General features: G+C 69.2%; 22 protein-coding genes and 1 riboswitch. Of the genes, 16 read left to right on the top strand and 6 right to left on the bottom strand.

Going from position 1 to position 25,466, the window contains the following annotated elements; all coding sequences use genetic code 11:
* Positions 1 to 2: 2 nt before the first annotated feature.
* Positions 3 to 797: a carboxylesterase gene (locus tag ACFQUV_RS13135; protein ID WP_129611509.1), complete on the bottom strand. Its 795-nt coding sequence runs from the start codon at positions 795 to 797 to the stop codon at positions 3 to 5.
* A 332-nt stretch (positions 798 to 1,129) separates the two neighbouring features.
* Between ACFQUV_RS13135 and ACFQUV_RS13130 the strand changes: the two genes are divergently transcribed.
* The 10 genes from ACFQUV_RS13130 to ACFQUV_RS13085 all read left to right on the top strand — a co-directional run bounded on the left by ACFQUV_RS13130 (position 1,130) and on the right by ACFQUV_RS13085 (position 10,519).
* Positions 1,130 to 2,335 carry a glycosyltransferase family 4 protein gene (locus tag ACFQUV_RS13130; RefSeq protein WP_165364175.1) on the top strand — a complete coding sequence of 402 codons (1,206 nt, stop codon included), beginning with the start codon at positions 1,130 to 1,132 and terminating at the stop codon, positions 2,333 to 2,335.
* A gap of 225 nt (positions 2,336 to 2,560) precedes the next feature.
* The gene (gene infC, locus ACFQUV_RS13125) at positions 2,561 to 3,100 is read left to right on the top strand and encodes a translation initiation factor IF-3 (protein ID WP_207211612.1); all 540 of its coding nucleotides are present in this window, start codon (positions 2,561 to 2,563) and stop codon (positions 3,098 to 3,100) included.
* 419 nt (positions 3,101 to 3,519) lie between these two features.
* The gene (gene rpmI, locus ACFQUV_RS13120) at positions 3,520 to 3,720 is read left to right on the top strand and encodes a 50S ribosomal protein L35 (RefSeq protein ID WP_111383774.1); all 201 of its coding nucleotides are present in this window, start codon (positions 3,520 to 3,522) and stop codon (positions 3,718 to 3,720) included.
* Between the two features lie 66 nt (positions 3,721 to 3,786).
* Positions 3,787 to 4,146: a 50S ribosomal protein L20 gene (gene rplT / locus ACFQUV_RS13115; protein WP_111383773.1), complete on the top strand. Its 360-nt coding sequence runs from the start codon at positions 3,787 to 3,789 to the stop codon at positions 4,144 to 4,146.
* Between the two features lie 128 nt (positions 4,147 to 4,274).
* Positions 4,275 to 4,778: a DinB family protein gene (locus ACFQUV_RS13110; protein WP_129611507.1), complete on the top strand. Its 504-nt coding sequence runs from the start codon at positions 4,275 to 4,277 to the stop codon at positions 4,776 to 4,778.
* Positions 4,779 to 4,782: 4 nt separating this feature from the next.
* Positions 4,783 to 5,865 carry a phenylalanine--tRNA ligase subunit alpha gene (gene pheS / locus ACFQUV_RS13105; protein WP_129611506.1) on the top strand — a complete coding sequence of 361 codons (1,083 nt, stop codon included), beginning with the start codon at positions 4,783 to 4,785 and terminating at the stop codon, positions 5,863 to 5,865.
* Positions 5,866 to 6,046: 181 nt separating this feature from the next.
* On the top strand, positions 6,047 to 6,550 hold the full coding sequence (locus ACFQUV_RS13100; protein ID WP_129611505.1) for an endonuclease domain-containing protein: 504 nt from the start codon (positions 6,047 to 6,049) through the stop codon (positions 6,548 to 6,550).
* A 4-nt stretch (positions 6,551 to 6,554) separates the two neighbouring features.
* Positions 6,555 to 8,972, top strand: coding sequence for a phenylalanine--tRNA ligase subunit beta (gene pheT / locus ACFQUV_RS13095; RefSeq protein WP_129611504.1), 2,418 nt, complete (start codon positions 6,555 to 6,557; stop codon positions 8,970 to 8,972).
* Positions 8,969 to 9,748, top strand: coding sequence for a sulfite exporter TauE/SafE family protein (locus tag ACFQUV_RS13090; RefSeq protein WP_244601762.1), 780 nt, complete (start codon positions 8,969 to 8,971; stop codon positions 9,746 to 9,748). Before pheT ends, ACFQUV_RS13090 begins: the two co-directional genes overlap by 4 nt.
* A 75-nt stretch (positions 9,749 to 9,823) precedes the next feature.
* Entirely contained in the window at positions 9,824 to 10,519 is a 696-nt protein-coding gene (locus tag ACFQUV_RS13085; protein ID WP_129611503.1) for an HAD family hydrolase, read from the top strand.
* A 101-nt stretch (positions 10,520 to 10,620) separates the two neighbouring features.
* Here the strand turns inward: ACFQUV_RS13085 and gcvP are convergent, their stop codons facing one another.
* The 3 genes from gcvP to ACFQUV_RS13070 all read right to left on the bottom strand — a co-directional run bounded on the left by gcvP (position 10,621) and on the right by ACFQUV_RS13070 (position 15,786).
* Positions 10,621 to 13,512 carry an aminomethyl-transferring glycine dehydrogenase gene (gene gcvP / locus ACFQUV_RS13080; RefSeq protein ID WP_129611520.1) on the bottom strand — a complete coding sequence of 964 codons (2,892 nt, stop codon included), beginning with the start codon at positions 13,510 to 13,512 and terminating at the stop codon, positions 10,621 to 10,623.
* A 324-nt stretch (positions 13,513 to 13,836) separates the two neighbouring features.
* Positions 13,837 to 13,923: riboswitch (glycine riboswitch) on the bottom strand.
* Positions 13,924 to 14,054: 131 nt separating this feature from the next.
* The gene (locus tag ACFQUV_RS13075; protein WP_129611502.1) at positions 14,055 to 14,603 is read right to left on the bottom strand and encodes a flavin reductase family protein; all 549 of its coding nucleotides are present in this window, start codon (positions 14,601 to 14,603) and stop codon (positions 14,055 to 14,057) included.
* 187 nt (positions 14,604 to 14,790) lie between these two features.
* The gene (locus tag ACFQUV_RS13070) at positions 14,791 to 15,786 is read right to left on the bottom strand and encodes a GntR family transcriptional regulator (protein ID WP_165364174.1); all 996 of its coding nucleotides are present in this window, start codon (positions 15,784 to 15,786) and stop codon (positions 14,791 to 14,793) included.
* 485 nt (positions 15,787 to 16,271) lie between these two features.
* Between ACFQUV_RS13070 and ACFQUV_RS13065 the strand changes: the two genes are divergently transcribed.
* The 6 genes from ACFQUV_RS13065 (at position 16,272) to ACFQUV_RS13040 (ending at position 22,827) form a co-directional block, all read left to right on the top strand.
* Positions 16,272 to 17,693 carry a Xaa-Pro peptidase family protein gene (locus ACFQUV_RS13065; protein WP_111383763.1) on the top strand — a complete coding sequence of 474 codons (1,422 nt, stop codon included), beginning with the start codon at positions 16,272 to 16,274 and terminating at the stop codon, positions 17,691 to 17,693.
* A 245-nt stretch (positions 17,694 to 17,938) separates the two neighbouring features.
* Complete coding sequence (locus ACFQUV_RS13060) at positions 17,939 to 19,189, top strand: ABC transporter substrate-binding protein (protein WP_129611500.1); 1,251 nt, start codon at positions 17,939 to 17,941, stop codon at positions 19,187 to 19,189.
* Between the two features lie 105 nt (positions 19,190 to 19,294).
* Positions 19,295 to 20,089 carry an ABC transporter ATP-binding protein gene (locus ACFQUV_RS13055; protein ID WP_165364173.1) on the top strand — a complete coding sequence of 265 codons (795 nt, stop codon included), beginning with the start codon at positions 19,295 to 19,297 and terminating at the stop codon, positions 20,087 to 20,089.
* Positions 20,086 to 20,775, top strand: a complete 690-nt coding sequence (locus ACFQUV_RS13050) for an ABC transporter ATP-binding protein (RefSeq protein ID WP_111383760.1) — start codon at positions 20,086 to 20,088, stop codon at positions 20,773 to 20,775. The genes ACFQUV_RS13055 and ACFQUV_RS13050 overlap by 4 nt, the downstream gene beginning before the upstream one ends.
* A gap of 193 nt (positions 20,776 to 20,968) precedes the next feature.
* On the top strand, positions 20,969 to 21,958 hold the full coding sequence (locus ACFQUV_RS13045) for a branched-chain amino acid ABC transporter permease (protein WP_111383759.1): 990 nt from the start codon (positions 20,969 to 20,971) through the stop codon (positions 21,956 to 21,958).
* On the top strand, positions 21,955 to 22,827 hold the full coding sequence (locus ACFQUV_RS13040; protein WP_111383758.1) for a branched-chain amino acid ABC transporter permease: 873 nt from the start codon (positions 21,955 to 21,957) through the stop codon (positions 22,825 to 22,827). The genes ACFQUV_RS13045 and ACFQUV_RS13040 overlap by 4 nt, the downstream gene beginning before the upstream one ends.
* Positions 22,828 to 23,037: 210 nt before the next feature.
* Here ACFQUV_RS13040 and ACFQUV_RS13035 read toward each other — a convergent pair whose 3' ends face one another.
* On the bottom strand, positions 23,038 to 24,054 hold the full coding sequence (locus ACFQUV_RS13035) for a xanthine dehydrogenase family protein molybdopterin-binding subunit (protein WP_207211614.1): 1,017 nt from the start codon (positions 24,052 to 24,054) through the stop codon (positions 23,038 to 23,040).
* A complete protein-coding gene (locus tag ACFQUV_RS13030) occupies positions 24,051 to 25,466 on the bottom strand; it encodes a xanthine dehydrogenase family protein molybdopterin-binding subunit (RefSeq protein WP_129611497.1) in 1,416 nt (471 codons plus the stop codon). The genes ACFQUV_RS13035 and ACFQUV_RS13030 overlap by 4 nt, the downstream gene beginning before the upstream one ends.

Genomic DNA, 25,466 nt, shown 5'->3' with positions numbered 1-25,466 from the left:
CCTCACGATGCCGCGATGGCCTCCACCATCTCGGCGACGGCGGCGAGGATGCGGGCGATGTCCTCCGGCCGCGACAGGCGGTGATCGCCGTCCTTCACCAGGGTCAGCACCACGTCGTCCTGGGCCAGGCGGGAGACGAGCGCTAGCGCATGCTCCCATGGCACATCGGGATCGCGCACGCCTTGCAGGATGTGGACCGGGCAGCCGGTCTCGATCAGGCCGCCGAGCAGCAGGTGGTCGCGGCCCTCCTCGATCAGCTGGCGGGTGATCGGTTGCGGCCCGGTGTCGTAGTCGGACGGCCGCAGCCAGCGGCCGGTGGTCTCGATCTCATGGCGGATCTCGGGCGGGAACCGCGCCCACATCAGCGCCTCGGTGAAGTCGACGGCCGGCGCGATCAGCACCAGGCCGGCGATGCTCGCATCGGCCGTGGCGGTGCGTCGCGCCAGCGCCCGCACCAGCAGCAGCGCGAGCCAGCCCCCCATCGAGGAGCCGACCACGACCTGCGGGCCGTGGCAGCACGACGTGAACACCGCCACCGCCTCGGCGAGCCAACGCCCGATGGTGCCGTCCTCGAAGGCGCCGTCCGATTCGCCGTGGCCCGAGTAGTCGAAGCGGACGAGGGCGCGCCCATGCTCGGCCGCCCAGGCGTCCAGCGCCTCCGCCTTGGTGCCCCGCATGTCCGACATGAAGCCGCCGAGCCACACCACGCCGGGCGCGGCGCCGTCGCGTTTGCGCACCGCGATATCGCGTGCTGCGTCGCCGTCGCCCACCGTGATGCGAGACACGTCCGTCGTCATTCTGGTCCTCCGCCGTGCCGGGCGGCGCATGTTGCCGGCCCGCAGCGCCCGGTCTATACCAGCACGCCGGGCGCAACGCCCGCCCTCGCGCGCGCCGTCGCGCGGCGCGAGCCAGGAGGTGGTGATTGCCGGCAGCTCTGGGCGCCTCGCACGAGTCGTGCGATCCGCGTGTCGCGGAGGATCGGTCGAGCCCGATGACCTCGCCGGATGCGCCATGCGCGGGGCCGGACGGGCACGACGGAGCGAGCGCCGCCGGTGGTGTCGGGTCCGATCGCGCCGGCTCGGATGTCTCCCGTTCCGCTCTCGACGCAGCGCCGCGGCTGACCGTGCTGATGACGGTGCCGACCCTCGACGTCGGCGCCGCCGACGAAGGGGCGATCGATCTCGCCCGCACCCTGGCGGCGGCCGGCCACCGTCCGGTGGTCGCTTCCCGCGGCGGTCGCTTCGAAGGCGAGATCGCGCGGGTGGGCGGCGTCTTCGTCCGGCTCGATGCGGCGAGCCACAACCCGCTGGTTATCATTCGCAACGTCGATCGGCTGCGCCGCCTGGTTCGCCAGCATGGTTGCGACGCCGTGCATGCCCATGGCCGGGCCTCGGCGTGGAGCGCCTGGGCGGCGGCGCGCGCCACCGGGCGGCCGTTCGTCACCACCTGCTATTCCGGGTTCCGCGAGCAGAACCGGCTCAAGCATTGGTACAACGGCGTCATGGCCCGGGCCGACCGGGTGGTGGCGGTGAGCGAGCAGATCGGCGACCTGATGGTCGAGCGCCATCGGGTGGCGCCGGAGCGACTCGTCGTCGTGCATCCGGGCCTCGATCTCGCCGGCTTCGATCCGGCCACGCTCGCGCCGGAGCGGATCGTCGCCGCCCGCAATGCCTGGGGGGTCGGCCCCGAGACCCGGGTGGTGCTGTTCCCGGGCCGCATCCTGCGCCGTCGCGGCCACCATGTCGCCGTGCAGGCCGCCCGCCGGCTCAAGGAGAGCGGGCTGCGCGACTTCCTCTTCGTGTTCGCCGGCGAGGACGGCGGCCGCTCGCGCTACAGCGGCGAGCTGTGGGACCAGGTGATGGCGTCCGGCACCGCCGACGTGATCCGCCTGACCGGGCCGAGCCCCGATCCGGCCGCCGCGAGTGCGGCCGCGAGCGTCGTGGTCGGCGCCTCGATCCAGCTCGAAGGCCTTTCACGCGGCTTGCTGGAAGGCATGGCGATGGCGCGGCCGGTGATCGCCTCCCATCTCGCCGCCGGTCCCGAGGCGGTGCTGGCGCCGCCCGCCGTCGGCGAGGACCGCATGACCGGGTTGCGGGTGCCCGCCGGCGACGACGCCGCGCTCGCCGCCGCCCTCATCCGCATGCTGGCCTATTCGGAGGCCCAGCGGGCCGCCATGGGCCAGCGGGCCCGCGCCTGGGTGCTGTCCGAGTACGACCCGGCCGACGCGGCCGCCCGCATGCTCGCCGTCTACGCGGCGCTGTGCGGCCCGCCGGCCACCCCGGGGGCCGCGTCCCCATCTGCCGCCGATCCGGCGGTGGACCCCGGGCGACGTTGACTTGCAACGCGAACGTCCCAATTCTAATGATCCCTCGCGTTCGGCTGCCGGACGCGGCCGCTGCCCTCGTGGCGCGGCTGCCCGGCGCCGTGCGGGGGGCGATTCGAGGACGAGTCGTTCCGACGCCGGGAGCCGTGCCGTCACCGAGACGGCGCCCGGCGTTTTCGGTATCATGTGTCGGGATCGATACGCGCATTCGGATCAATCACAGAGGAGACCAGAGCCATTCGCCGTCCCATGAGAGCGCCGCCCCCCGTCCAAAAGGACGGCCCGCGCGTCAACGAGGAGATTCGCGTCCGAGAGGTTCATCTGATCGACAAGGACGGCGCCAATCGCGGCACCGTTCCCACCGCGGAGGCCTTGCGGCTGGCCCAGGAAGCGGGGCTCGACCTGGTCGAGATCGCCCCCAATTCCGTGCCCCCCGTGTGCAAGCTGCTCGACTACGGGAAGTTCAAGTACCAGGAGCAGAAGAAGGCCGCCGAGGCGCGCAAGCGACAGAAGATCGTCGAGGTCAAGGAGATCAAGTTCCGCCCGATGATCGACGATCACGATTACGACGTGAAGATGCGGGCCATGCTCCGCTTCTTCGAGGAGGGCGACAAGGTCAAGGTGACGCTGCGGTTCCGCGGGCGCGAGATGGCGCACCAGGAGCTCGGCTTCCAGCTCCTCAACCGCGTCAAGGACGACACCTCCAAGCTCGCCAAGGTCGAGCAGGACGCCAAGATGGAAGGGCGGCAGATGGTGATGGTGCTGGCGCCGCGCTGAGGCGCCACGTCCGCCGTTCGCTCACGATCGATGATCCGATCGGTCGTGCCGGAGGGACCGCGGCCATCTGCCGGTACGGCCCGCTGCCCGTCGCCTCGGCATTCGCACCCCCGCGAGGCTCCCCATCGCGCCGGTCTCCGACGTCCCGCCGGGGCGATGCTCCGGCTCGGGCGCTCGTCCGATTCGGCGCGCCGTCGCGGCGCGCCGCCACTCCGGCCTGCCGCGAGAGTCCCGGCCGGAGTTGCCATTTCGGGGCACGTCTGCCATAACGCCGCCTTCCCGTCGCCCGGCTGAGTATGGGCTGCCGTGGCGGCGTCGCGCCCGTTTTCCGGGTGCGCTCACAACCAACAGACGGTCCGGCGGACCTCGGGGGCCCAGGTGGCCCGGCGCGGTCGCGACCGGCCAGGAGTACGAGCCAAATGCCCAAGATGAAGACGAAATCGGGCGCCAAGAAGCGCTTCAAGATCACCGGCACCGGCAAGGTCAAGTACCAGCAGTCCGGCAAACGCCATGGCATGATCAAGCGGTCGACCAAGCAAATTCGCGAGCACCGGGGCACCGCGGTCCTGTTCAAGACCGACGGCGACAACATCAAGAAGTACTGGATGCCCAACGGCTGATCGCCGTCGCCGCGCGCTCGGCGCGGCGTTTCGCATGCTTAACCGAACCGCTTCAGGAGTTCAGCCATGGCCCGCGTCAAACGGGGCGTCACCGCCCACGCCAAGCACAAGAAGATTTTCAAGGCCGCCAAGGGCTACTACGGCCGCCGCAAGAACACCATCCGGGTCGCCAAGCAGGCCGTCGAGAAGGCGCAGCAATACGCCTATCGCGACCGCAAGGTGAAGAAGCGCACCTATCGGGCGCTGTGGATTCAGCGGCTCAACGCCGCCGTCCGTCCCTTCGACCTCAGCTATTCCAGGTTTATCGACGGCCTCGGCCGGGCCGGCATCACGGTCGACCGCAAGGTGCTGTCCGATCTCGCCATCCGCGAGCCGGCGGCGTTCCAGGCGATCGTCGAGAAGGCCAAGGCCGCGCTGGCGGCCTGAGGCACACCGGCGACCGGGGCGCGAACCTGATCGCGCCGGATGCGGGCGCCCGCAGGGGCGCCGCGTCCGGCCGGACTTCGCCTGTCGGCGGCGGTCGTCTCGGCCGTCGCCCGTGCCGGGAGCGGAAGATGATCGACGGCGCCTGCGTGCGGCTGCTGGCCCGCTACAATCGCTGGCAGAACCAGAACATCGTCGGAACCGCCGCGACGCTCGCGGAGGCCGAGCGCCGCCGCGATCGCGGTGCCTTCTTCGGCTCCATCCACGGCACGCTGAGCCATCTCGTGTGGGCCGACGGCATGTGGACGAGCCGTCTCGTGCCCGACGCGCCGCGGCCGCCCGGCGGCGTCGCCGAGTCGGCGACGCTCTATCCCGACTGGGACGACCTGGTGGCCCGCCGCGCCGTGCTCGACGAGCGCCTCGTCGCCTTCGCGGACGCGATCGACGACGGCTGGCTCACCGGCGACCTCGTGTGGTTCTCGGGCGCCGCCGGGCGCGAGCTGCGGCAGCCGCGCTGGCGCACCATCCTGCACGTCTTCAATCACCAGACCCATCACCGCGGCCAGGTCCACGCCATGCTGACGCAGGCGGGGGCGCGGCCCGGCGATACCGATCTCATGCTCATGCCGGAGTGATATCGTGTCCGAACTCGCCGCTCTGGAGCAGTCCATCTCGGCCGCCGTCGCCGAGGCCGCCGACGAGGCCGCGCTGGAGGCGGTGCGCGTCGCCGCCCTCGGCAAGAAGGGCAGCGTCTCGGCGCTGCTCGCCACCCTCGGCAAGCTGTCGCCGGAGGAGCGCAAGGTCCAAGGGCCGCTCATCAACGGCCTCAAGGAGCGAGTGACCGAGGCGCTGACGGCGCGCCGCCAGGCGCTGCGCGATGCCGCTCTCGACAAGCGGCTCGCCACCGAGACCATCGACGTCACCCTGCCGCTGCCGGAGAGCCCGCTGGAGCGTGGCCGCATCCATCCGATCAGCCAGGTGATCGACGAGCTCACCGCGATCTTCGCCGACATGGGCTTCGAGATCGCCGAGGGGCCGGACATCGAGACCGACGACAACAACTTCACCAAGCTGAACTTCCCGGTCGCGCACCCGGCCCGCGACATGCACGACACGTTCTTCTTCCCGCCGAAGGAGGACGGCTCGCGGCTCCTGCTGCGCACCCACACCTCGCCCGTGCAGGTGCGCACCATGCTGAGCAAGGCGCCGCCGATCCGCGTCGTCTGCCCGGGCCGCACCTATCGCAGCGACTCGGACCAGACCCACACGCCGATGTTCCATCAGGTCGAGGGGCTGGTCATCGACAAGGGCTCGCATCTCGGCCACCTCAAGTGGATTCTCGCCGAGTTCTGCAAGGCGTTCTTCGAGGTCGACCAGGTGAAGATGCGGTTTCGACCGTCGTTCTTCCCGTTCACCGAGCCGTCCATGGAGGTCGACATCCAGTGCCGGCGCGACAAGGGCGAGGTCCGCTTCGGCGAGGGCGAGGACTGGCTGGAGATCCTCGGCTGCGGGATGGTGCATCCCAACGTGCTGCGCAACTGCGGCATCGATCCCGACGAGTACCAGGGCTTCGCCTGGGGCATGGGCATCGACCGCATCGCCATGCTGAAATACGGCATGCCGGATCTGCGCGCCTTCTTCGAGGCCGATGTTCGCTGGCTCGACCACTACGGCTTCCGCCCGCTCGATATCCCGACGCTGGCGGGGGGCTTGAGTGGATGAGCGGGAGGAGACAGCTCCGAGCGGTGCGGTGCGTAATCCGTTCCCCGCGAGCGGGAGAGGAACAGCACCAAATTCGTGATTGACTGGAATGAAGGCCAGCGACGTGGGGACGAGCGTGCCGCGCATTCCGCCCTGTTCCCTCCCCCCTTGTGGGGGAGGGCCAGGGAGGGGGGTCGGACAGATGCCACATGCAAGGGTCGGCGATCGGCAGCGCAAGCGGGCGAAGCAGCTTCGCCAGGTGATGACGCGCGCCGAGACTCTGCTGTGGCGCCACATCAAGGCGCACCGGATCGACGGTCTCGGCTTCCGCCGTCAGGTGCCGATGGGAGCCTATGTCGCCGACTTCGTCTGTCATGCGGCGAGGCTCGTCGTCGAGCTGGACGGGGAGACCCACGATTTCGAATCGAAACAGCGCCGCGATCAGGCGCGCGATGCTTGGTTCGAATCGCAAGGCTATCGTGTGCTGCGGTTCACCAACGATCAGGTGCTCCGAAATCTCGCTGGTGTCGTGACGGTCATCCGGGGCGCCGCCGGCGCCGCGATGGGGGCCGCACCCCCCTCCCTGTCCCTCCCCCACAAGGGGGGAGGGAACCCCTTGAACGATGCCCCGTCTGGGGCACTTCCCTTCCGACCCTCCCCCGCGAGCGGGGAAGGGGAGGAGCACGACGGGTTTGGTGGGCTCTAATCAGATGAAATTCACCCTCTCCTGGCTCAAAGACCACCTCGACACCGACGCCTCGCTGGCGGCGATCGTCGACAAGCTCACCATGATCGGCCTCGAGGTCGAGGAGGTGGAGGACAAGGGCAAGCTGCTGGCGCCCTTCGTCATCGCTCACGTGGTTTCGGCCGAGCAGCACCCCAACGCCGACCGTCTGCGCGTCTGCTTGGTCGACACCGGCACCGGCAAGCCGATCCAGGTTGTATGCGGGGCGCCCAATGCGCGCGCCGGCATGAAGGGCGTGTTCGCGCCGGCCGGCACCTACATTCCCGGCAAGAAGGTCACCCTCGGGGTCGGCACCATCCGCGGCGTCGAGAGCCACGGCATGCTGTGCTCGGGCGACGAGCTCGGCATCTCGGACGATCACGACGGCATCGTCGAGCTCGCCGCCGACGCCCCTGTCGGCACGCCGTGGGCCGCCTGGGCCAAGCTCGACGACGCCGTGATCGACATCAACCTGACGCCCAACCGTCCGGACTGCACCGGCGTCCTCGGCATCGCCCGCGATCTCGCGGCCGCCGATGTCGGCACCCTGATCAACAAGCCGATCCCGCCCGTGAAGGGCACCTTCCCGTGCCCGGTCGCGGTGCGCCTCGACTTCGGCGACACGCCGTCGCTGTGCCCGGCCTTCGGGCTGCGGCTGGTACGCGGCGTCAAGAACGGACCCTCGCCGGAGTGGTTGCAGCAGCGCCTGGCGGCGATCGGCCTGCGCCCCATCAATGCGCTGGTCGACATCACCAACTTCCTCACCTACGACCGCGCCCGGCCGCTGCACGTGTTCGACGCCGCCAAGGTGAAAGGCGACCTCGTGGTGCGCCGCGCCCGCGCCGGCGAGACGCTGCTCGCCCTCGACGGCAAGACCTACACGCTCGACGACACGATGTGCGTCATCGCCGACCAGCAGGGCGTCGAGTCGCTCGCCGGCATCATGGGTGGCGAAGCCTCCGGCTGCGACGAGAGCACCACCGACGTGCTGATCGAATCGGCCCTGTGGGATGAGATCGCCATCGCCCGCACCGGCCGCAAGCTGGGCATCGTCTCCGACGCCCGCTACCGCTTCGAGCGCGGCGTCGATCCGGCCTTCATGCTGCCGGGCCTCGATCTCGCCACTCATCTGGTGATGGAGCTGTGCGGCGGCACGCCGTCCGAGGTGGTGGTGGCGGGCGAGCCGCCGATCCGCGACAAGGTGATCGACTTCCCGCTGGAGGCGCTGCCGCGCCTCGCCGGTCTCGACGTGTCGTTCGCCGAGGCCAAGCGGGTGCTCGGGCGTCTCGGCTTCTTCGTCGCCGGCCAGCCCAAGACCCTCAAGGTGGCGGTGCCGTCGTGGCGGCCCGATGTCGACGGCGTCGCCGATCTCGTCGAGGAGGTGGTGCGCATCGTCGGCGTCGACCGCGTGCCGCTGACCCCGTTTCCGCGCGAGGACCGCGGCCGCCGGCCGGTGCTGACCACGATCCAGGGCCGCACCCGCCGCGCCAAGCGGGCGCTGGCGGCGCGCGGGCTCACCGAGGCGGTGACCTGGTCGTTCATCTCCAAGGCCGAGGCCGAGCTGTTCGGCGGCGGCCAGCCGGCGCTCGCGCTCGCCAACCCGATCGCGGCGGAGCTCTCCGACATGCGGCCGAGCCTGCTGCCCGGCCTGATCGCGGCGGCGCAGCGCAACGCCGATCGCGGCTTCCCGGACGTGGCGCTGTTCGAGGTCGGCCAGGTGTTCGCCGGCGACCGTCCCGAGGATCAGCATATCGCCGCCAGCGGCGTGCGGCGCGGCCTAGCGCGGGCCGGCGGTGGCGGACGCCACTGGCGCAGCGGCGCCGCGCCGGTCGATGCCTTCGACATCGAGGGCGACGCCCTGGCGGTGTTGGCCGCCTGCGGCATCGCGACCTCGGCCGTGCAAGTGGTGCCGGGCGGGCCGTCGTGGCTGCATCCGGGCCGCTCCGGCACGCTCCAGCTCGGGCCGAAGCTGGTGTTCGGCCATTTCGGCGAGCTGCATCCGCGCGTGCTCGCGGCGCTCGACGTGTCCGGCCCGCTGGTCGCCTTCGAGATCGTCCTCGACCGCATTCCGGAGCCGAAGGCCAAGGCCACGCGCGCCAAGCCGCCGCTCGATCTGCCGGCCTTCCAGCCGCTGACGCGCGACTTCGCCTTCCTGGTCGACCATGGCGTCAAGGCGGCCGAGATCGTGCGCGCCGCCCAGAGCGCCGACCGCAAGCTGATCAGCGGCATCACGGTGTTCGACGTCTACGAGGGCAAGGGCATCGAGCCCGGCAAGAAGTCGGTCGCCATCGCGGTCACCCTGCAACCGCGGGAGAAGACCCTGACGGACGAGGAGATCGATGCCGTGGTCGGCAAGGTGGTGGGCGAGGTCGGACGGCGGACCGGCGGCGTGCTGAGGGCATGATGGGCGAGCTGGTGCTCGCTCTCGGTCTCGGCAGCTACACGGTCGGCACCATCGCGTTCGTGGCGGTCGCGGCCTTCGTGGCCGGGCTGTCGCGCGGCTTCTCGGGGTTCGGTTCGGCCCTCATCTTCGTGCCGCTCGCCTCGACCGTGATCGCGCCGAGCCTGGCGGCGCCGCTTCTCCTCGCGGTCGACGTGGTGATGTCGGCCGGCCTGATCCCCGGCGCGGTGCGCACCGCCGACAAGCGCGAGGTCGGCACCATGCTGATGGGCACCGTGGTCGGCCTGCCGACCGGCACCTTCGTGCTGGTCCATGCCGATCCGGTGGGAATCCGCTGGGCGGTCGCGTTGCTGGTGCTCGGCATGCTGGTGGTGGTGATGTCGGGCTGGCGCTTCCGCGGCAAGCCGCGCAAGCCGCTCACCGTCGCGGTCGGCGCGGTGGCGGGCTTCTTCAGCGGCATGTCGCAGACCGGCGGTCCGCCGGTGGTGCTGTATTGGCTCGGCAGCGGCGGTCCTGCCGCGCTGGTGCGGGCGAACCTCGTGCTCTACTTCGCGCTCTCGATGGTGCTGTCGGTCACCGCCTACGCGGTGGTCGGCATGTTCACCAAGGCGGTGCTGGGCCTCGCGCTGGTGATGGGTCCGATCTACGGTCTCGGCCTGTTCATCGGCGCCCACATGTTCGGGCTCGCCGACATCCGGGTGTTCCGCGCCGTCTCCTATGGGCTGATCGCGGCGACCGGCCTGTTCAGCCTGCCCCTGTTCGACGGCATTCTCCGGTAGCGGTGGGGGCGGGCACGGTCGGGGTGCATGATTGGTGCGTGGCGCGGCCCCGCATCCGCTGCTAGAGCGATCGCCATGCCGATCCGTCTGATCTGTCTCGATGCCGACGATACCCTGTGGCACAACATGCGCCACTTCGAGGCCGCCGAGGCGGCGCTGGTGCGCATGCTGCAACCCTTCGCCGAGGCCGGCCTGGCGCGCTCCACGCTGGCCGCCGTCGAGGCCCGCAACCTGCGCCACTACGGCTACGGCGCCAAGGGCTTCACCCTCTCGATGATCGAGACCGCCGTGGCGCTCGGTGGTGACCGGATCTCGAGCCGCATGGTGGCCGAGATCCTGGCGGCCGGCCGGGCCATCCTGGCGCATCCGGTCGAGCTGCTGCCCGGCGTCGAGGCGACGCTCGACGCCCTGGCGCGGCGCGGCCGGCTGGTGCTGGTCACCAAGGGCGACCTGCTGCATCAGGAGAGCAAGCTCGCGGCCTCGGGCCTCGGCGATCGCTTCGCCGACATCGAGATCGTCAGCGACAAGACGGCGGCGACCTTCCGCCGGCTGTTCGAGCGGCACGGGGTGGCGCCCGAGGCGGCCGTGATGGCGGGCGATTCGATGCGCTCCGACGTGCTGCCGGCGCTCGCGGCCGGCGCCTGGGCCGCCTTCGTGCCGCACGATCTCGCCTGGAGCCACGAGTGCGCGGCGCCGCCGGAGGCGCATCCGCGCTTTCGTCGGCTCGCCGGCCTCGCCGAGCTGCCCGCCTGGATCGACACCATCGGGTGAAGGCGGCCGCCGCCGGTCACATCATTGCCGGTCACATCATCGCCGGCCACATCGTGGCCGCCCACGCCGTCTCGATCAGCCGGGCGGCGCTGCCGTCCGCCTCACTCCGCATAGCTCTCCACCGGCGGGCAGGAGCACACGAGATTGCGGTCGCCGTGAACGTTGTCGACCCGGCCGACCGGGGCGAAGTACTTGTCGGTGCGCGACACCCCCTCGGGGAACACCGCCTCGGCGCGCGAATAGGCGCGGTCCCAGGCGTCGTCGGCGAGGTCGTGCACCGTGTGGGGCGCGTGGCGCAGCGGCGACTGCTCGATGGTCAGCCGGCCCGCCTCGACGGCGGCGATCTCGTGGCGGATGGCGATCATGGCGTCGACGAAGCGGTCGAGCTCGCGCTTCGACTCCGACTCGGTCGGCTCGATCATCAGCGTGCCGGCCACCGGGAACGACACGGTGGGCGCGTGGAAGCCGTAGTCGATCAGCCGCTTGGCGATGTCGTCGACGGTGACGCCGGTGCTGTCCTTGAGGGCGCGCGGGTCGACGATGCACTCGTGGGCGACGCGGCCGTTGTGGTTCTTGTAGAGCACCGGGAAGTGCGGCGCGAGCCGCCGGGCGATGTAGTTGGCCGACAGGATCGCCACCGCGGTGGCGCGGCGCAGCCCGGCATCGCCCATCATCAGGATGTAGGCGTAGGAGATCGGCAGGATCGACGCCGAGCCGTAGGGCGCCGCCGATACCGGCCCGGCCGGCGCGGTGCCGCCGTCGAGGGCCGGATGGCCGGGCAGGAACGGCGCCAGATGCGCCTTGACGCCGATCGGCCCCATGCCGGGCCCGCCGCCGCCATGCGGGATGCAGAACGTCTTGTGCAGGTTGATGTGGCTGACATCGGCCCCGTAGGCGCCGGGGCGCGCCAGCGCCACCTGGGCGTTGAGGTTGGCGCCGTCGAGATAGACCTGGCCGCCATGGGCGTGGACGACATCGCAGATGTCGCGGATGTGCTCCTCGAACACGCCGTGGGTCGACGGATAGGTGATCATCGCGCAGGCGAGCGTGTCGGCATGCGCGGTCGCCTTGGCGGTCAGGTCGTCGAGATCGATGTTGCCGTCGCGGTCGCAGCCGACCACCACCACCTTCATGCCCGCCATGGCGGCGGAGGCCGGGTTGGTGCCGTGCGCCGAGGAGGGGATCAGGCACACGGTGCGGTGCGGCTCGCCGCGCGCCGCGTGGTAGCCACGGATCGCCAAGAGGCCCGCATACTCGCCCTGGGCGCCGGAGTTCGGTTGCAGCGAGACGGCATCGTAGCCGGTGATCTCGACCAGCATGCGGGCGAGCTCGTCGAGCAGCACCCGGTAGCCCTTCGCCTGTTCGGCCGGCGCGAACGGATGCAGGTTGGCGAACTCCGGCCAGGTGATCGGGATCATCTCGGCCGTGGCGTTGAGCTTCATGGTGCAGGAGCCGAGCGGGATCATCGCGCGGTCGAGGGCGAGGTCGCGGTCGGCGAGGCGGCGCAGGTAGCGCAGCATCTCGGTCTCGCAGCGGTAGCGATGGAAGACCGGATGGGTGAGAAAGCGCGAGCTGCGTGCGAGCCGCGGCGGCAGGTGGTCGTCCACCGTGGCGGCGATCTCGCCGTAGCGCAGCGTGCCGCCGAAGGCGCGCCACACCGCCTCGACGGTCGCCTCCTCGGTGGTCTCGTCGAGCGCGATGCCGATGGCGGCCTCCGGCGCGAAGGCGCCCGGCGCCAGCGGACGGAGGTTGATGCGAGCGGCGCGGGCGCGGGCCAGCACCTCGCCCTGGCGGTCGCCGACCGCCACCGTGACGGTGTCGAACACCGCGGTGTCGGGCACCGCGAGGCCGAGGCGGCGCAGCCCGGCGGCCAGCACGGCGGCGTGGCGATGCACCCGGCGGGCGATCGCCGTGAGCCCCTCGGGGCCGTGATAGACCGCGTAGAGGCCGGCGATGACGGCGAGCAGCACCTGGGCGGTGCAGATGTTGGACGTCGCCTTCTCGCGGCGGATGTGCTGCTCGCGGGTCTGGAGGGCGAGCCGGTAGGCGGGGGCGCCGCGGCTGTCGACCGACAGGCCGACCAGGCGCCCCGGCATGGTGCGCTTGAGGCTGTCACGCACCGCCATGTAGGCGGCGTGCGGGCCGCCATAGCCCATCGGCACGCCGAAGCGCTGGGTCGAGCCGATGGCGATGTCGGCGCCGAGCTCGCCGGGCGGCACCAGCAGGGCGAGGGCGAGCGGATCGGCGGCGAACACCAGCAGGGCGCCGGCGCCGTGAACGCGGGCCGAGAGGCCGCGCCAGTCGCGCACCGCGCCGTACGTGTCGGGATACTGCACCAGCACGCCGAACACCGCGGCCGGATCGAGGTCGTGCTCGGGATCGCCGACGACGAGCGACAGGCCGAGCGGCTCGGCGCGGGTCTTCAGCACCGCGAGGGTCTGCGGATGGACGGCGCGGTCGACGAAGAAGGCGTTCGCCTTGGAGATGGCGGCGCGGCGGGCCAGCGTCATCGCCTCGGCGGCGGCGGTCGCCTCGTCGAGCAGCGACGCATTGGCGACGTCGAGCCCGGTGAGGTCGGTCACCATGGTCTGGAAGTTCATCAGCGCTTCCAGGCGCCCCTGGGCGATCTCCGGCTGGTAGGGCGTGTAGGCCGTGTACCAGGCCGGGTTCTCGAGCACGTTGCGCTGGATGACCGGCGGCAGCACGGTGCCGTGGTAGCCCTGACCGATGAGGGAGACGAACACCTGGTTCTGGGCCGCGATCTCGCGCAGACGGGCGAGGGCGGCGGTCTCCGACAGGGCGGGACCGAGCGACAGCGGGCGCTGGTCGCGGATCGACGCCGGAATCACGTCGTCGAGGAGCGCGTCGAGGCTCTTGGCTCCGACCGCCTCCACCATGACGTCGACATCGCCGGGGCCCGGGCCGACATGGCGATCGGCGAACGCGGTTGCGGCGGGCGCGGCGGACGGGAGGGCGGCGGTGTCGCTGTGCATCCGGATGGGGGCGTTCATGGGCGCGGTCCTGACCATGGCTTGGGCCGTCACGGGCCGGACCGTCGCGGGTGGACGGGACGGGTGACGACGACGGGCGAGACGAAGCAAGCGGAATGGCCGTGACGGATCGCCGGTTCGCCCTCACGGGAGGACGGACGCGGCTCGGGCCGGACCAGTGGACGCGGAATGCCGTGATCGGACACGGGCGCCTCCCGACAAGCTCGGCTCGCCTCGGCGCCCCATCTGTCTTCGTGCCTGAGAGTGTTATCCCGTCGGCGGACCCGCACGCGCCGCAGCGCGGGACGGATCACTTTCCAGATTCAGTCACCCCCGACGGTCCTTTTGCCTGAGAGTTTCCGGGGCGGTTGCTCCTTCGGCGCCGGCAGGGCCGGTCTCTCCCGTCGCGGGTACGCGAACATCACGGCCTTGCGGCCGCGGGCACGCGGAACCTCCTTGATCTAGGCCGCTCATCGATGCCGTCAAGGCCGCGGCCTGTCAAGCGTGCCCCGGCCGGCGGACGGCGCTGTCCACTGAACTGGAGTTCATCCGTTCTGTCGGGCCAGCGAATCGCCTGCCGCCTCCGGGGCCGCCGGATCGGGCATCAGCTTGCGGTAGCGGCCGGCGAAGAACACCAGCGGCGGCCGCGGCGGGCCGTCGCGGTCCACCGTCAGGCCGAGCACGCGGCCGACGAAGATTTCGTGATCGCCGCCGTCGTGGCGGGCATACGCCTCGCATTCGAGAACCGCGAGGCAGCCCGGCAGCACCGGCATGCCGTGCTGCCCGGCGGTGACCGTCACCCCTTCCCACTTGTCGGCGGCCGGACGGGCGAAGCGGTCGGAGAGCCACTCCTGGTCCTCGCCGAGCACGTTGACGGCATAGTGCCGGGCCGCCTGCCAGGCTGCGAAGCTGTTGGCGCGCCGCGCGATGCTGAACAGGATCAGCGGCGGATCGAGCGACACGGAGTTGAACGAGCTGACCGTGATGCCGAGCGGCGCGCCGTCCGGGCCGGCGCCGGTGACCACCGCGACGCCGGTCGGAAACCGGCCGAGCGTGCGGCGGAAACGGGTTTGATCGAAGGGCAGGTCCTGCATGGCGGCGCGGCTCCAGGCGGCCGCCGGCGGGCCGCCGCTGGTATCAACCAGCTTTGCACCGCCACATCAAGCGCTCCGCGGCGCAGCAGGGGCCGCCCGGGGGCGGCCCGCCGATCGACCCCGCGCGGGTCGGCGCCACCCCGGTCGGGCGCACTCGTCAGGCGCGCGTTGATCAGCCGCAGGCCGGTCAGGCGTCCGTCCGCCGGCCGCGAGCGACGGTGGGGGCGGCGAGCGCCCGGCCACCGCGGCCCGGGGCGGTGCCGACCAGATGCTGGAGACGCTCGCGCAGGCTGTCGATGTGCTTGCGCATGGCGCGGGCGGCGCGTTCCGGATCGCGGGCCTCCACGGCCTCCAGGATGGTGCGGTGCTGGCGGGCGGCGGCGTAGAGGTCGATGGTCTGCCACAGATGCAGGTACCAGAACCGCGTCGACCGCTCGTGCATCAGGCGAACGAAATCGGCCAGGATGGCGTTGCGCGACATGTCCGCCAGCTTGACATGAAAAGCTCGGTCCGCCTCCACGAAGGCATCCATCGAGCCGCCGCCGTGCCGACGGTTGGTCTTGTCGAGGATCGCGGCGAGCTCGCGCAGGTCCTCGCGCGTCCCGTTGATCACCGCGCGCCGCACCAGCTCGACCTCGACCAAGATGCGGGCATCGAGGATCTCCACCACCTCGCCGATCGAGTCCGGGCGGACGATGACGCCCTTGCGCGGCACCACCTCGACCAGCCCTTCCACCTGCAAGAGCTGCAACGCCTGATGCACCGGGGTGCGGCCGAGCTTGAGCAGATCGCAGATCGCCGCCTCGTTGAGATACTGCCCCGGCAGGAAGAACAGGGTGAGGATCAGCTCCTTGATCTGCTGATAGGCGTGCTCGGACAGCGACGACGGCCGCGAGGTCCGGGTCTTGCTCTTGGCCGCGCGCCCGTCTGTCGCGCGCCCGTCTGTCGCCCGCCCGTCGGAGGCGCGTGTAGAGCCGTCACGCGGCGTGGTGCTGCGCGGCGTGGTGTTGCGCGGCGCGGTGTTGCGCGGCGCGGTGTTGCGCGGCGAGGTGCTGCGCGGGGTCGTGCCGCGCAGGGCGGACGCCCGGGCCGCCGCGGGGGCCTCTTCGTCCTGCGGCGGGGCCGGCGTGGCCGCCACCTTGCGCTTCGATCGAGCGGTGCGCTCGGTGCGAGTCTGGACCATCTCGGCAATTCCCGTCGGCGGCTCTCTCGTCGTCGGGTCGCCGCGCGGCGGCGGCTCCTTGCTGCGCCGCGAGAGACGACCCGCGATCCGCGACCCCCTGTCGCGTCGACAAAACCTTAACGGTGTTCGGTGGGCGGCGCCAGACGCCCGTCGCGGCGACACGACCGCGCAGCGGTGTCGGCCGGCGTGGGAATTTTCCGCGATCGCTGCCGGAGCCCGGCCTCGAATCGTGGCGTCCGCCATCTCCGGTCGTGGCGCGACGGCGCCGCCCCGCGCCTGTCGAAGCACCCGCCGGCGTCCTCCTCGTCGTCCAAATTTGCAGGGCTGCACCGTACGGATGACATCGCCGTTCGCTTCCCTCGGGGGAGTCGACGGTTATAATTCAAACCGCTCGGATCACTTTGCGTTCGGGCTTCCTTCGTCCATCCGTCCACTTTCGTGTCCTTCGCCTAAACCTCGAAGTCGGTCCAACGAGGAGCTGCTCCATGAGCTATGAACTCGACCACGCCTTTCTCGGAAAGCCGCATCATCAGCTCCCGCGCCGTGTCTACCCGGCGCAGGGCTGTGATTGGCAGTACCGAGTCGATTACGAGCGGCTCCGTCGTCAACGTCTCGAGCGCGCGCGCCAGCAGATGGAGATTCACGATCTCGGCGCGCTCGTGCTCTATGCGGGCGCCAACATCCGCTACATCACCGGCTCGTATCAGGGCAACTGGAAGTACAACATCAACATCCGTTACGCGGTGCTGCCGCGCGGCGGCGATCCGATCCTGTTCGAGACCGCCGGCTCCGACATGCAGTGCGCCCGCATCGACCTGCCGTGGATGCACAAGACCCGGGGCAGTAACATCGCCGAGGGCCTCAAGGGCTCGGCGGCCATCGCGGCCGGCGCCAAGGAGCGCAAGATCGATCCGCAGAACGATCCCGGCCTGATGATGCGCGACAACATTCGCCCCGCCATGACCTGGCAGTGGGCCGAGTCGGCCGTTCCCTACATGGCCGAGCGCATGGTCGCCTCGATCTACGAGGTGCTGAAGGAGTACGGCGTCGAGAAGGAGAAGGTCGGCATCGACAATCTCGACATGCCGTCGCTCGACGCCTTCCGGAAGTTCAACATCAACATCGTCAACGGCTGGCCGGCGATGTCGGCAGCCCGCGTCGTCAAGACGATCGACGAGATCGAGCTGCTGAAGCAGTCGTCGACCATCGGCGACGCCGCCATGTGGCACATCAAGCACGAATGGCTGAAGCCGGGCGTCACCGAGCGCCAGATCGAGGCCAAGGTGCACGAGCTGATGCTGAGGCTCGGTTGCGAGATCATCTACGACATCATCGTGGCGTCGGGCGGCAACACCTCGCCGTACCGCCGGTGGGCGACCGACAAGATCATCCGCCAGGGCGATCTCGTCATCGTCGACATCAACGCGGTCGGTCCCTCCGGCTACTTCATCGACTATGTGCGCTGCTTCAAGTGCGCCGCCAAGATGACGCAGAAGGAGATCGACCTCTACAAGCAGACCTACGACTCGATGTACGCCGGCATCGAGATGCTGAAGCCCGGCAATTCGACCGCCGACGTCGCCGCCAAGTTCCCCGAGTACGACGACGACACATACGGTACGGTGACGCTCCAGCAGTTCGCCCACTCGATCGGCATCACGCTGTACGAAGGCATGTGGATCTCGCGCGCCTACTCGCTCAGCCAGCCGGCCGAGATCAAGGAGAACATGTACTTCGCGATCGAGACCTTCGCGGGCCATCCACAGCTCGAGCAGACCACGCGCCTCGAGGAGAACGTGCTGGTCGGCCCGAACGGCCCGATCGTGTTCACGCTGATGGAGCACATGGAAGAGGCCGTCGGCAACTACGAGCGGCCCGGCATGCATCATCCGTCGGTCTTGCGCTGATGTGGAAAGGACGAGGCGCGCACGGTCGCGTCTCGTCCGTCCCGAGCCGCCGGCGTCACGACGCCGGCGGACGTTTCGTTCCCGCAGGCGCGCGCGCCGGGCCTGCGCATTTCGAACTCCGGAGCGTGGGCCGCGCCGATTACCGCATTGCGGACCATTCCGGAGTGTTGCAGTCTCGACAGAATAACCACGGATTTTACTTGGCTGTTCCCCACTCCCATCGCTAGATCGAGAGGAAAGCGGACATGAAGAGGCTATGGGGTCTGCTCGCACTTTCTGCCCTTTGTAGCGTCCTCGCCACCAGCCCCGCCCCGGCTCAGACTTCGGGTCCCAGCAAGGTCAAGGTCGGAATTCTGCTGCCCCTGACGGGTCCGTTCGCGGCGGTCGCCGAGACCCAGAAGCAGGGTGCGCTGCTCGCCGTCGACGTGATCAACAAGAAAGGCGGCCTGGACATGCCGTGGGGCAAGGTCCAGGTCGAAGGCATGGTGGACGACGACGAGGCCAAGCTCGATGTCGGCGTCCGCCGCTATCGCTACATGATGTCGGAAGGCGTGAAGGGCGTCGGCGGCCAGACCTGGGCGCCGCTGTCCTACGCCATCAACGCCATCGTGTCGCGTGAGCCGATGGCCTATTTCCCCGTCTGCGTGATGGCCAAGGAGGCGTTCCAGAAGGGCAAGATCGCGCCGTCGACCTTCGCGGCCGCCTACAGCCCGTGGACGGTCGGCTACACGGCCGGCACCCAGGCGGTGAAGACGCTCGGCAAGAAGAAGATCTTCTTCCTCGCGCGGTCCGACTCGTGGGGCTGGGACATCCGTGACGGCGTCTATGCGGCCGCCAAGGAGCACGGCGCCGAGATCGTCGGCTACGACGAGGCCTCGCTCGGCACCAGCGACTTCACCACGATCTTGCAGAAGGTCCGTGCCGCGAAGCCCGACGTGTTCATCGCCGCGCAGTTCGCCGCCGACTCGGTCGCGCTCCTCAAGCAGGCTCACCAGATGGGCCTGAACAAGGACATGACCATCTTCAACGCCTTCATCACCAACGTGGTGGCGAAGGGCCTGCCGCCCGAGGCGCTGCAAGGCGTCTACGCGATGCACTACTTCTACTACGACCTGTCCGCCCTCGGCGACAGCGGTGTCGCCGAGAAGGCGGCCGCATTCACCAAGCTGTTCCAAGACAAGTACGGCTATCCGCCGGATGCCTACGCGGCCATCGCCTACATCGCCTACATGGAGATGTTCCGTGGCTTCGAGCAGTCCAAGTCGTTCGACGCCGCCAAGGTGGCGGCGGCCCTCAAGGCCGACGGCGGCAAGTTCGACTCGGTCAAGGGCCCGGGCTCCTGGCGCGAGGACAACCAGGCGGCGTTCAAGTACGGCGCCTTCCTGGTGAAGGGCAAAGGCCCCGCCGATCGTAAGGGCGATTGGGACCTGTTCACGGTCGAAGGGTCCATGGGTGGCGACCAGATTCTCCCGCCGCTGAAGTCGCTCGGCTACTGAGCGTACGTCTCTCCGATGGTGGCCGGCCGGGCCGGCCACCCCTTCAACCTTCCTCCGGCGGCCGGCATGCCCCGGACGCCGGAGGGGCCACACACGGGGGACATCGTGAACACCGATCCGCGCGCCGAGATCATCCGGGCGGAAGGCGTCACCAAGCGGTTCAAGGGCCTCGTTGCCGTCAACAACGTCAACTTCGTGCTGAACGAGTTCGACGTCGCCGGCATCATCGGGTCGAACGGCGCCGGCAAGACAACGTTCTTCAACCTGCTCACCGGCTACTACATTCCCGACGAGGGGCGGGTCTTCTACAAGGGCCAGGACGTCACCCGCATGCCGCCCGAGCAGCGCGTCGATCTCGGTATGATGCGGACGTTCCAGCTCACCGCCACGTTCGACACCCTGACGGTGATCGACAACTTGGTGCTGTCCTGGTATCGCGCCCACGAGAAGCCGTCGCTTCCGGCACTCTTCTTCAACACCTGCCGCAGTCGCCGCAACGAGCCGAAGATCGTCGAGATCCTCGAGACCTTCAATCTCGCCGACGTGCGGGACCGCCTGGTGAAGAACCTGAGCCTCGGCGAGAAGCGGCGGCTCGAGATCGCCATGTCGATCCTCGCCGATCCGTCTCTGCTGCTGCTCGACGAGCCGCTGGCGGGGCTCGCCGAATCCGAGATCAAGATGCTGCTCGAGGTGCTCAAGGCGCGGGTCGGGCGCCAGACCATCCTGATCGTCGAGCACAAGATCTCCCACGTCCAGGACTTCCTGCAACGCCTCACGGTGATGCACGAGGGCCGGGTGATCGCCGAGGGGCCGTGCCAGGAGTGCCTGCGGCATCCCGAGGTGCGTCGCAGCTACTGGCAGATCGCGACGCCCGATCAGGCGGAGGCCGTCGCGTCATGAGCAAGCCCATCCTGGTGGTGAACGGGCTGAACGCCTCCTATGGCGAGTCCAAGGTGCTGTTCGACGTCAGCATCGACGTCCTGGACAAGCAGGTCGTCGGCTGCGTCGGCCGCAACGGCGCCGGCAAGTCGACCCTGCTCAAGAGCATCGCGGGATTCCTGCACCCGCGGTCCGGCACCATCGTGTCGGACGGCGTCGACCTCGTGGGGCAGCCCGCCTACACGATCGCCAATCTGGGGATCAAGTACATTCCCCAGGACAAGAAGGTGTTCTCGGACCTGACGGTGCGGGAGAACCTGGAGCTCGGCAGCTACGCCTCCGGCGACTACGACTGGGACCCGGTGCTGACCTTCTTTCCGAAGCTCAAGGTGCTGATGGATCGCAAGGCGGGCTACCTGTCGGGTGGCGAGCGGCAGATGCTGATGATCGGCCGCGCCATTCTCGGGCGGCCCAAGCTGCTGCTGGTGGACGAGCCGACCGAGGGGTTGGCGCCGAGCATCGTGACGCACCTCAAGGATGTGTTTCGCGAGCTCCGTCGCAGCGCCGCTCTGGTCATCGTCGAGCAGAACCTGCCGATGATCTGCGGCATCGCCGACAAGATCTACGCCCTCAACGAGGGCCGGCTGATGGCCGAGATCACCGAGCGCGACAAGATCACGCCGGAGTACTGCGAGCCCTATCTCTAGGACCCTTCTACCGCGGACCTGCGGGTCCGCGGGCCGAGACGATGCCGCTGCCGGTCCGGGCCACCGGGCAAACCCGACGCGACGGTCCGGACGGTTCCAACACAGCGAGGGGCGGACATGGGCCGCCGCTCCGAGCGATCGGGCGCGCGGTGGCGGTCGCCGCCGTCGACCCGATCGAGAGAGGGATTGCGCGATGAACGTCCTGAGATGGTGGTCGGGGCTGTTGGTAGCCTTCGCCCTGCTGCTTCTACTCCGAATCACCCTGCCGTTGCCGTTCAACAACGAGATCGTGATCTTCGCGATCTACGTGATCGGCTGCAACTTCCTGCTCGGTCGGGTCGGATTCATCTCCTTCGGCCAGCCGGCCTATCTGGCGGTCGGCGCCTACGGCACGGCCTTCTATCTCTATTATTTCGGCACCAATCCGTTCGTCGGCATCCTGGTCGGCGTGATCGCCGGCATTGTGGTGGCGGCGATCGTCGGGCCGCTGTTCGTGCGCTTGCGCAGCGACTACTTCGCCCTCGTCAACCTGGCGCTCGCCGTCATCATCTTCTTCATGATGCAGAAGATGCTGGCGACCTACACGTTCGGCGACAACGGGCTCGAGCTGCTCACCAAGATGGACTCGACCCCGATCATCGACATCACGCGGCCCGAAGGGTTCTACGTGCTGGCGTTCGTGTCGGCCTTCGGGGTGTGGGCCTTGTACAAGTATCTCGACGACTCGGTGTTCGGGGCCTGCTGTCTCGCCGCCAAGGTCAACGAGGACAAGCTGCGATTCCTCGGCTACTCCAACTTCGGCGTTCGCCTGATGGCGTTCATCGTCGCCAACACGACGACGGCGTTCGCCGGCACGCTCTATGCGATCCACCAGGGGCTGGTGAGCCCCGAGATGTCGAGCCCGGCGCGTGTCGCCGATCCGGTCGTGGTCACCATCCTGGGCGGCGTCGGCACGCTGTATGGACCGCTGGTCGGATCGGTCGCCTTCGTCGGCATGAAGGATCTGATCAGCAAGTATATCGGCCACTGGGAGCTGGTGGTCGGCGTCCTTCTGATCTTCGTCATGCTGGCCGGCGAACGCGGCATTTGGGGCTCGCTCGAGCCGTTGCTCAGGCGCTGGGTGCTTCGCCAGCGCGAGGCCGAGAAGCCGGCCGTGGCCGATGCGGGAGTGAAAGCGCGATGATCGATCCTCACCTGCTCCTGTCGGGCGTCATCTTCGGTCTCAGCATGGGGAGCGTCTTCTTCCTCATGACGCTCGGCCTGTCGCTCTGCTTCGGCCTGATGCGCGTCATCAGCATGGACCAGCTTCTCTACTACGCGGTCGGCGCCTACCTCACCTATACGGTGAGCATGGCGATCGGCAACGTCTGGCTGGGCATCCTGGTCGGCGTGCTGGTGTCGGCCCTGGTCGGCTTCGTCATCGAGCGGCTGGTGTTCCAGCGCACCTATTCGCGCGAGATCACCTTCAGCATGATCATCTCGTTCGGCCTCCTCATCGGCGGCATCGGCATCATCAAGGCCGTGTGGGGCCTGGTGCCGCGGCCGGTTCCGGTGCCGATCGAGGCGCAGTGGAACATCCTCGGCACCGAGGTCCCGGTGTATCGGATCGTCGTCGTCCTGATCGCAGTTTTGGTCTATGCCGGGATCTGGGCGTTTCTCAACAAGACGATCATCGGCAAGGCGATCCGCGCCGGCATCGAGGATGTGGGCCACACCGAGGGTCTCGGCATCAACGTGTCGCGGCTGTTCACGCTGACCTTCATCCTGGCCGGTGCGCTGTCGGGCCTCGCCGGCGGCCTGCATGCGCCGCTGATCATGGTGTTCCCCGACATGGGGCTGGAGATCCTCGCCTTCGCCTTCATGGTGGTGATCATCGGCGGTCTCGGCAGCATCAAGGGCACCTTCATCTCGGCCTTCCTGGTCGGGCAGGTGGTGTCGATCGGCTCGCTGGTCTACGCGCCGCTCGCCCAGATGGCGCCGTTCGCCATCATGCTGCTGATCCTGCTGATCAAGCCGACGGGCCTGTACGGCAGCGCGATGCTCAAGCGCTGATCGGCGACACTATCGGATCTGCTCGACGGCCGGGCCTCGTGCCCGGCCGTTCTGCATCTAGATGCTCTGATGCCGATGACCGCCGATGCGGACTCGTCGTGCCCTGGTCGACGGCTCTCGCGTGCCGAGACAAAGAAAAACGGCGCCGCGAACGGCGCCGTTAGGGGGTCGAGGCGGCCGTCTTGGCGCGGCCGCCGGAGTGCTGAGAGATCAGGCCGGGATCTGCTTCTGCTCGGCGGCCCGCTTGGCCTTGATGCCGGCCAGCACCTTCTCGGCGGTCGCCGGCAGCGACATGATGCGGACGCCGACGGCGTCGTAGATGGCGTTGCAGATCGCCGCCGCGGTCGGCACCAGGCTCGGCTCGCCCACCGCCTTGGCGCCGAACGGGCCGGTCTCGTCGTAGCTGTCGACGATGTCGCAATCGACCGCCGGCATGTCGAGCGTGGTCGGCATGATGTAGTTGGTGAGGTTGCAGTTGATCTGCTTGCCTTGCTTGTCGAACAGGATCTCCTCCTGGACCGCGAAGCCTAGCCCCATGAACACGCCGCCCTCGATCTGGCCCTCGACCAGCATCGGGTTGATGGCGGTGCCGCAATCGTGCGACGCCGTCACCCGCAGCACCTCCACCTCGCCGGTCTCGTCGTCGACGTCGACCTCGGCGATCTGGGTGGCGTACACATAGGTGCCGAACGGCTTGCCCTGGCCGGTCTCGGGATCGAGCGGCACGGTCGGCGGGTTCCAGGTGGCGCTGCCGATCGGCGGCGTCCCGTTGACGATGTGGGCGCGTAGCGCCACGTCGGCGATCGGCACGTTGCGGGCCGGAAAACCCTTCACCTGGATCTTGTGATCCTTGGCTTCGAGCTGGCTGGTTTTGACGCCGAGCATGCCGGCCGCCACCTCGAACAGCGTGTCGCGTGCCATCGCGGCGGCGGCCGCGATGGCGTTGCCGGTGATATAGGTGGTGCGGCTGGCGATGGCGCCGGTGTCCATCGGGCAGGTGTCGGTGTCGCCCGACACGATGTGGATGTCGTTGGGTGCGATGCCGAGCGCCTCGGCGGCGATCTGAGACAGCACGCCGAGGGCACCCTGGCCGGTCTCCACCGTGCCGGTGAGCACCACGGCGGTGCCGTCCTCGTTGACCTTGACGACCGCGCCGCTCGGGTTCGCCGCCACCGTGAACCCGACCGGATACCACATGCTCGCGAGGCCGCGTCCGCGCCGCTTCATGACTGCACCTCCCAGCCGAACTTCTTGACGGCGTTCTCGAGCGACTCTTTCACCTTCACGCTGTGCAGCACCTGGCCGGTGGAGCTCATCGAGCCCTCGCGGAACATGTTGCGCAGCCGGATCTCCACCGGATCGATGCCGAGATCGCGGGCGATCTCGTCCATCTGCGACTCGTAGGCGAAGCATACCTGCGGGGCGCCGAAGCCGCGCATCGAGCCGGCCGTCGTCTTGTTGGTGTAGACCACGTAGCCCTCGGCGAGCGAGTTCGGGATCTCGTAGGGGCCGGTGGAGAGGATGCACGCCTTGCCGAGCGTCGTCTCACTGAACGAGCAGTAGGCGCCGCCGTCGAGCACCATGCGGACCTGGCGGGCGATCAGCCGCCCGTCCTTGGTCACGCCGGTCTTGTAGTCCATGTGGAAGGCATGGCGGATGGTGCTCGCCACGAACTCCTCGACGCGGTTGAAGCGTCCCTTCACCGGACGGCCCGCCTTCTTGGCGAGCAGCGCCAGCACCGGCTCGTGGCGGATCTCGTTCTTGCCGCCGAAATTGCCGCCCACCACGGTGCCGATCACCCGAATGCGGCTGATCGGGATCGCCAGCGTGCGGGCGAGATCACAGCGCGCCAAGGTGATGCGGCCGATCGAGGCGTGGATGGTGAGGCGGCCGTTGGCGTCCCAGTCGGCGATGGAGGTGAACGGCTCCATCGGGGCGTGCTCGATGCCCGGCGTGTAATAGCGCCCCTCGTAGATGCGATACGCCTGGGCGAAGCCCGCCTCGACGTCACCGCGCTTGATCACCTTCGAGGCGTACACATTGGTGTCGCCGCCATGGACCTTGTGGGCGTCCGGCTTGAGCGCCTCCAGGGCGTCGTAGACGCCGGGCAGCGGCTCGTACTCCACCGTGATGGCGTCGATCGCCGCCTGGGCGATCTGCTCGGTGACGGCCGCCACCGCCGCCACCCCGTCGCCGGCGTGGCGGACGATCGGGTGGGCCAGCAGCGGCTGGTCTTGCAGGCTGGGGCCGAACGAGTTGACCGGGATCTCGCTGCCGACCAGCACGGCGCACACGCCCGGCATCGCCTCGGCCCGGCTGGTGTCGATGCGCTTGATCCGCGCCGACGCGATGCCGGCGCGCTTGATCTTGGCGAACAGCATGCCGGGCAGGGCGATGTCGTCGATGTAGCGGGTCAGCCCGAGGCCGTGATTGCGGCTGTCCGGGCGCTGGGCGCGCAGGCCCACGGCGCGGGTCTGCTCGCCCACCTGGGGCACCAGCGGAGGCTCCAGCGGCAGCGCGGTCGGTGGCGCCACGGCCGGCAGCCGCAACGCCTCGTCGTTGCGCCGCAGGGTCTCGACCGGCGCGACCCGCTCCTTGTCGAGGACGTCAAGCTCGCGATCCATCAGATCCTGGGCCAT

The sequence above is a fragment of the Rhodoplanes sp. P11 genome, from assembly GCF_964266735.1.
GTDB lineage: Bacteria > Pseudomonadota > Alphaproteobacteria > Rhizobiales > Xanthobacteraceae > Rhodoplanes > Rhodoplanes serenus.
The sequence above is the reverse complement of the archived record's forward strand: the minus strand, read 5'-3'. Positions and strand labels throughout refer to the sequence as shown.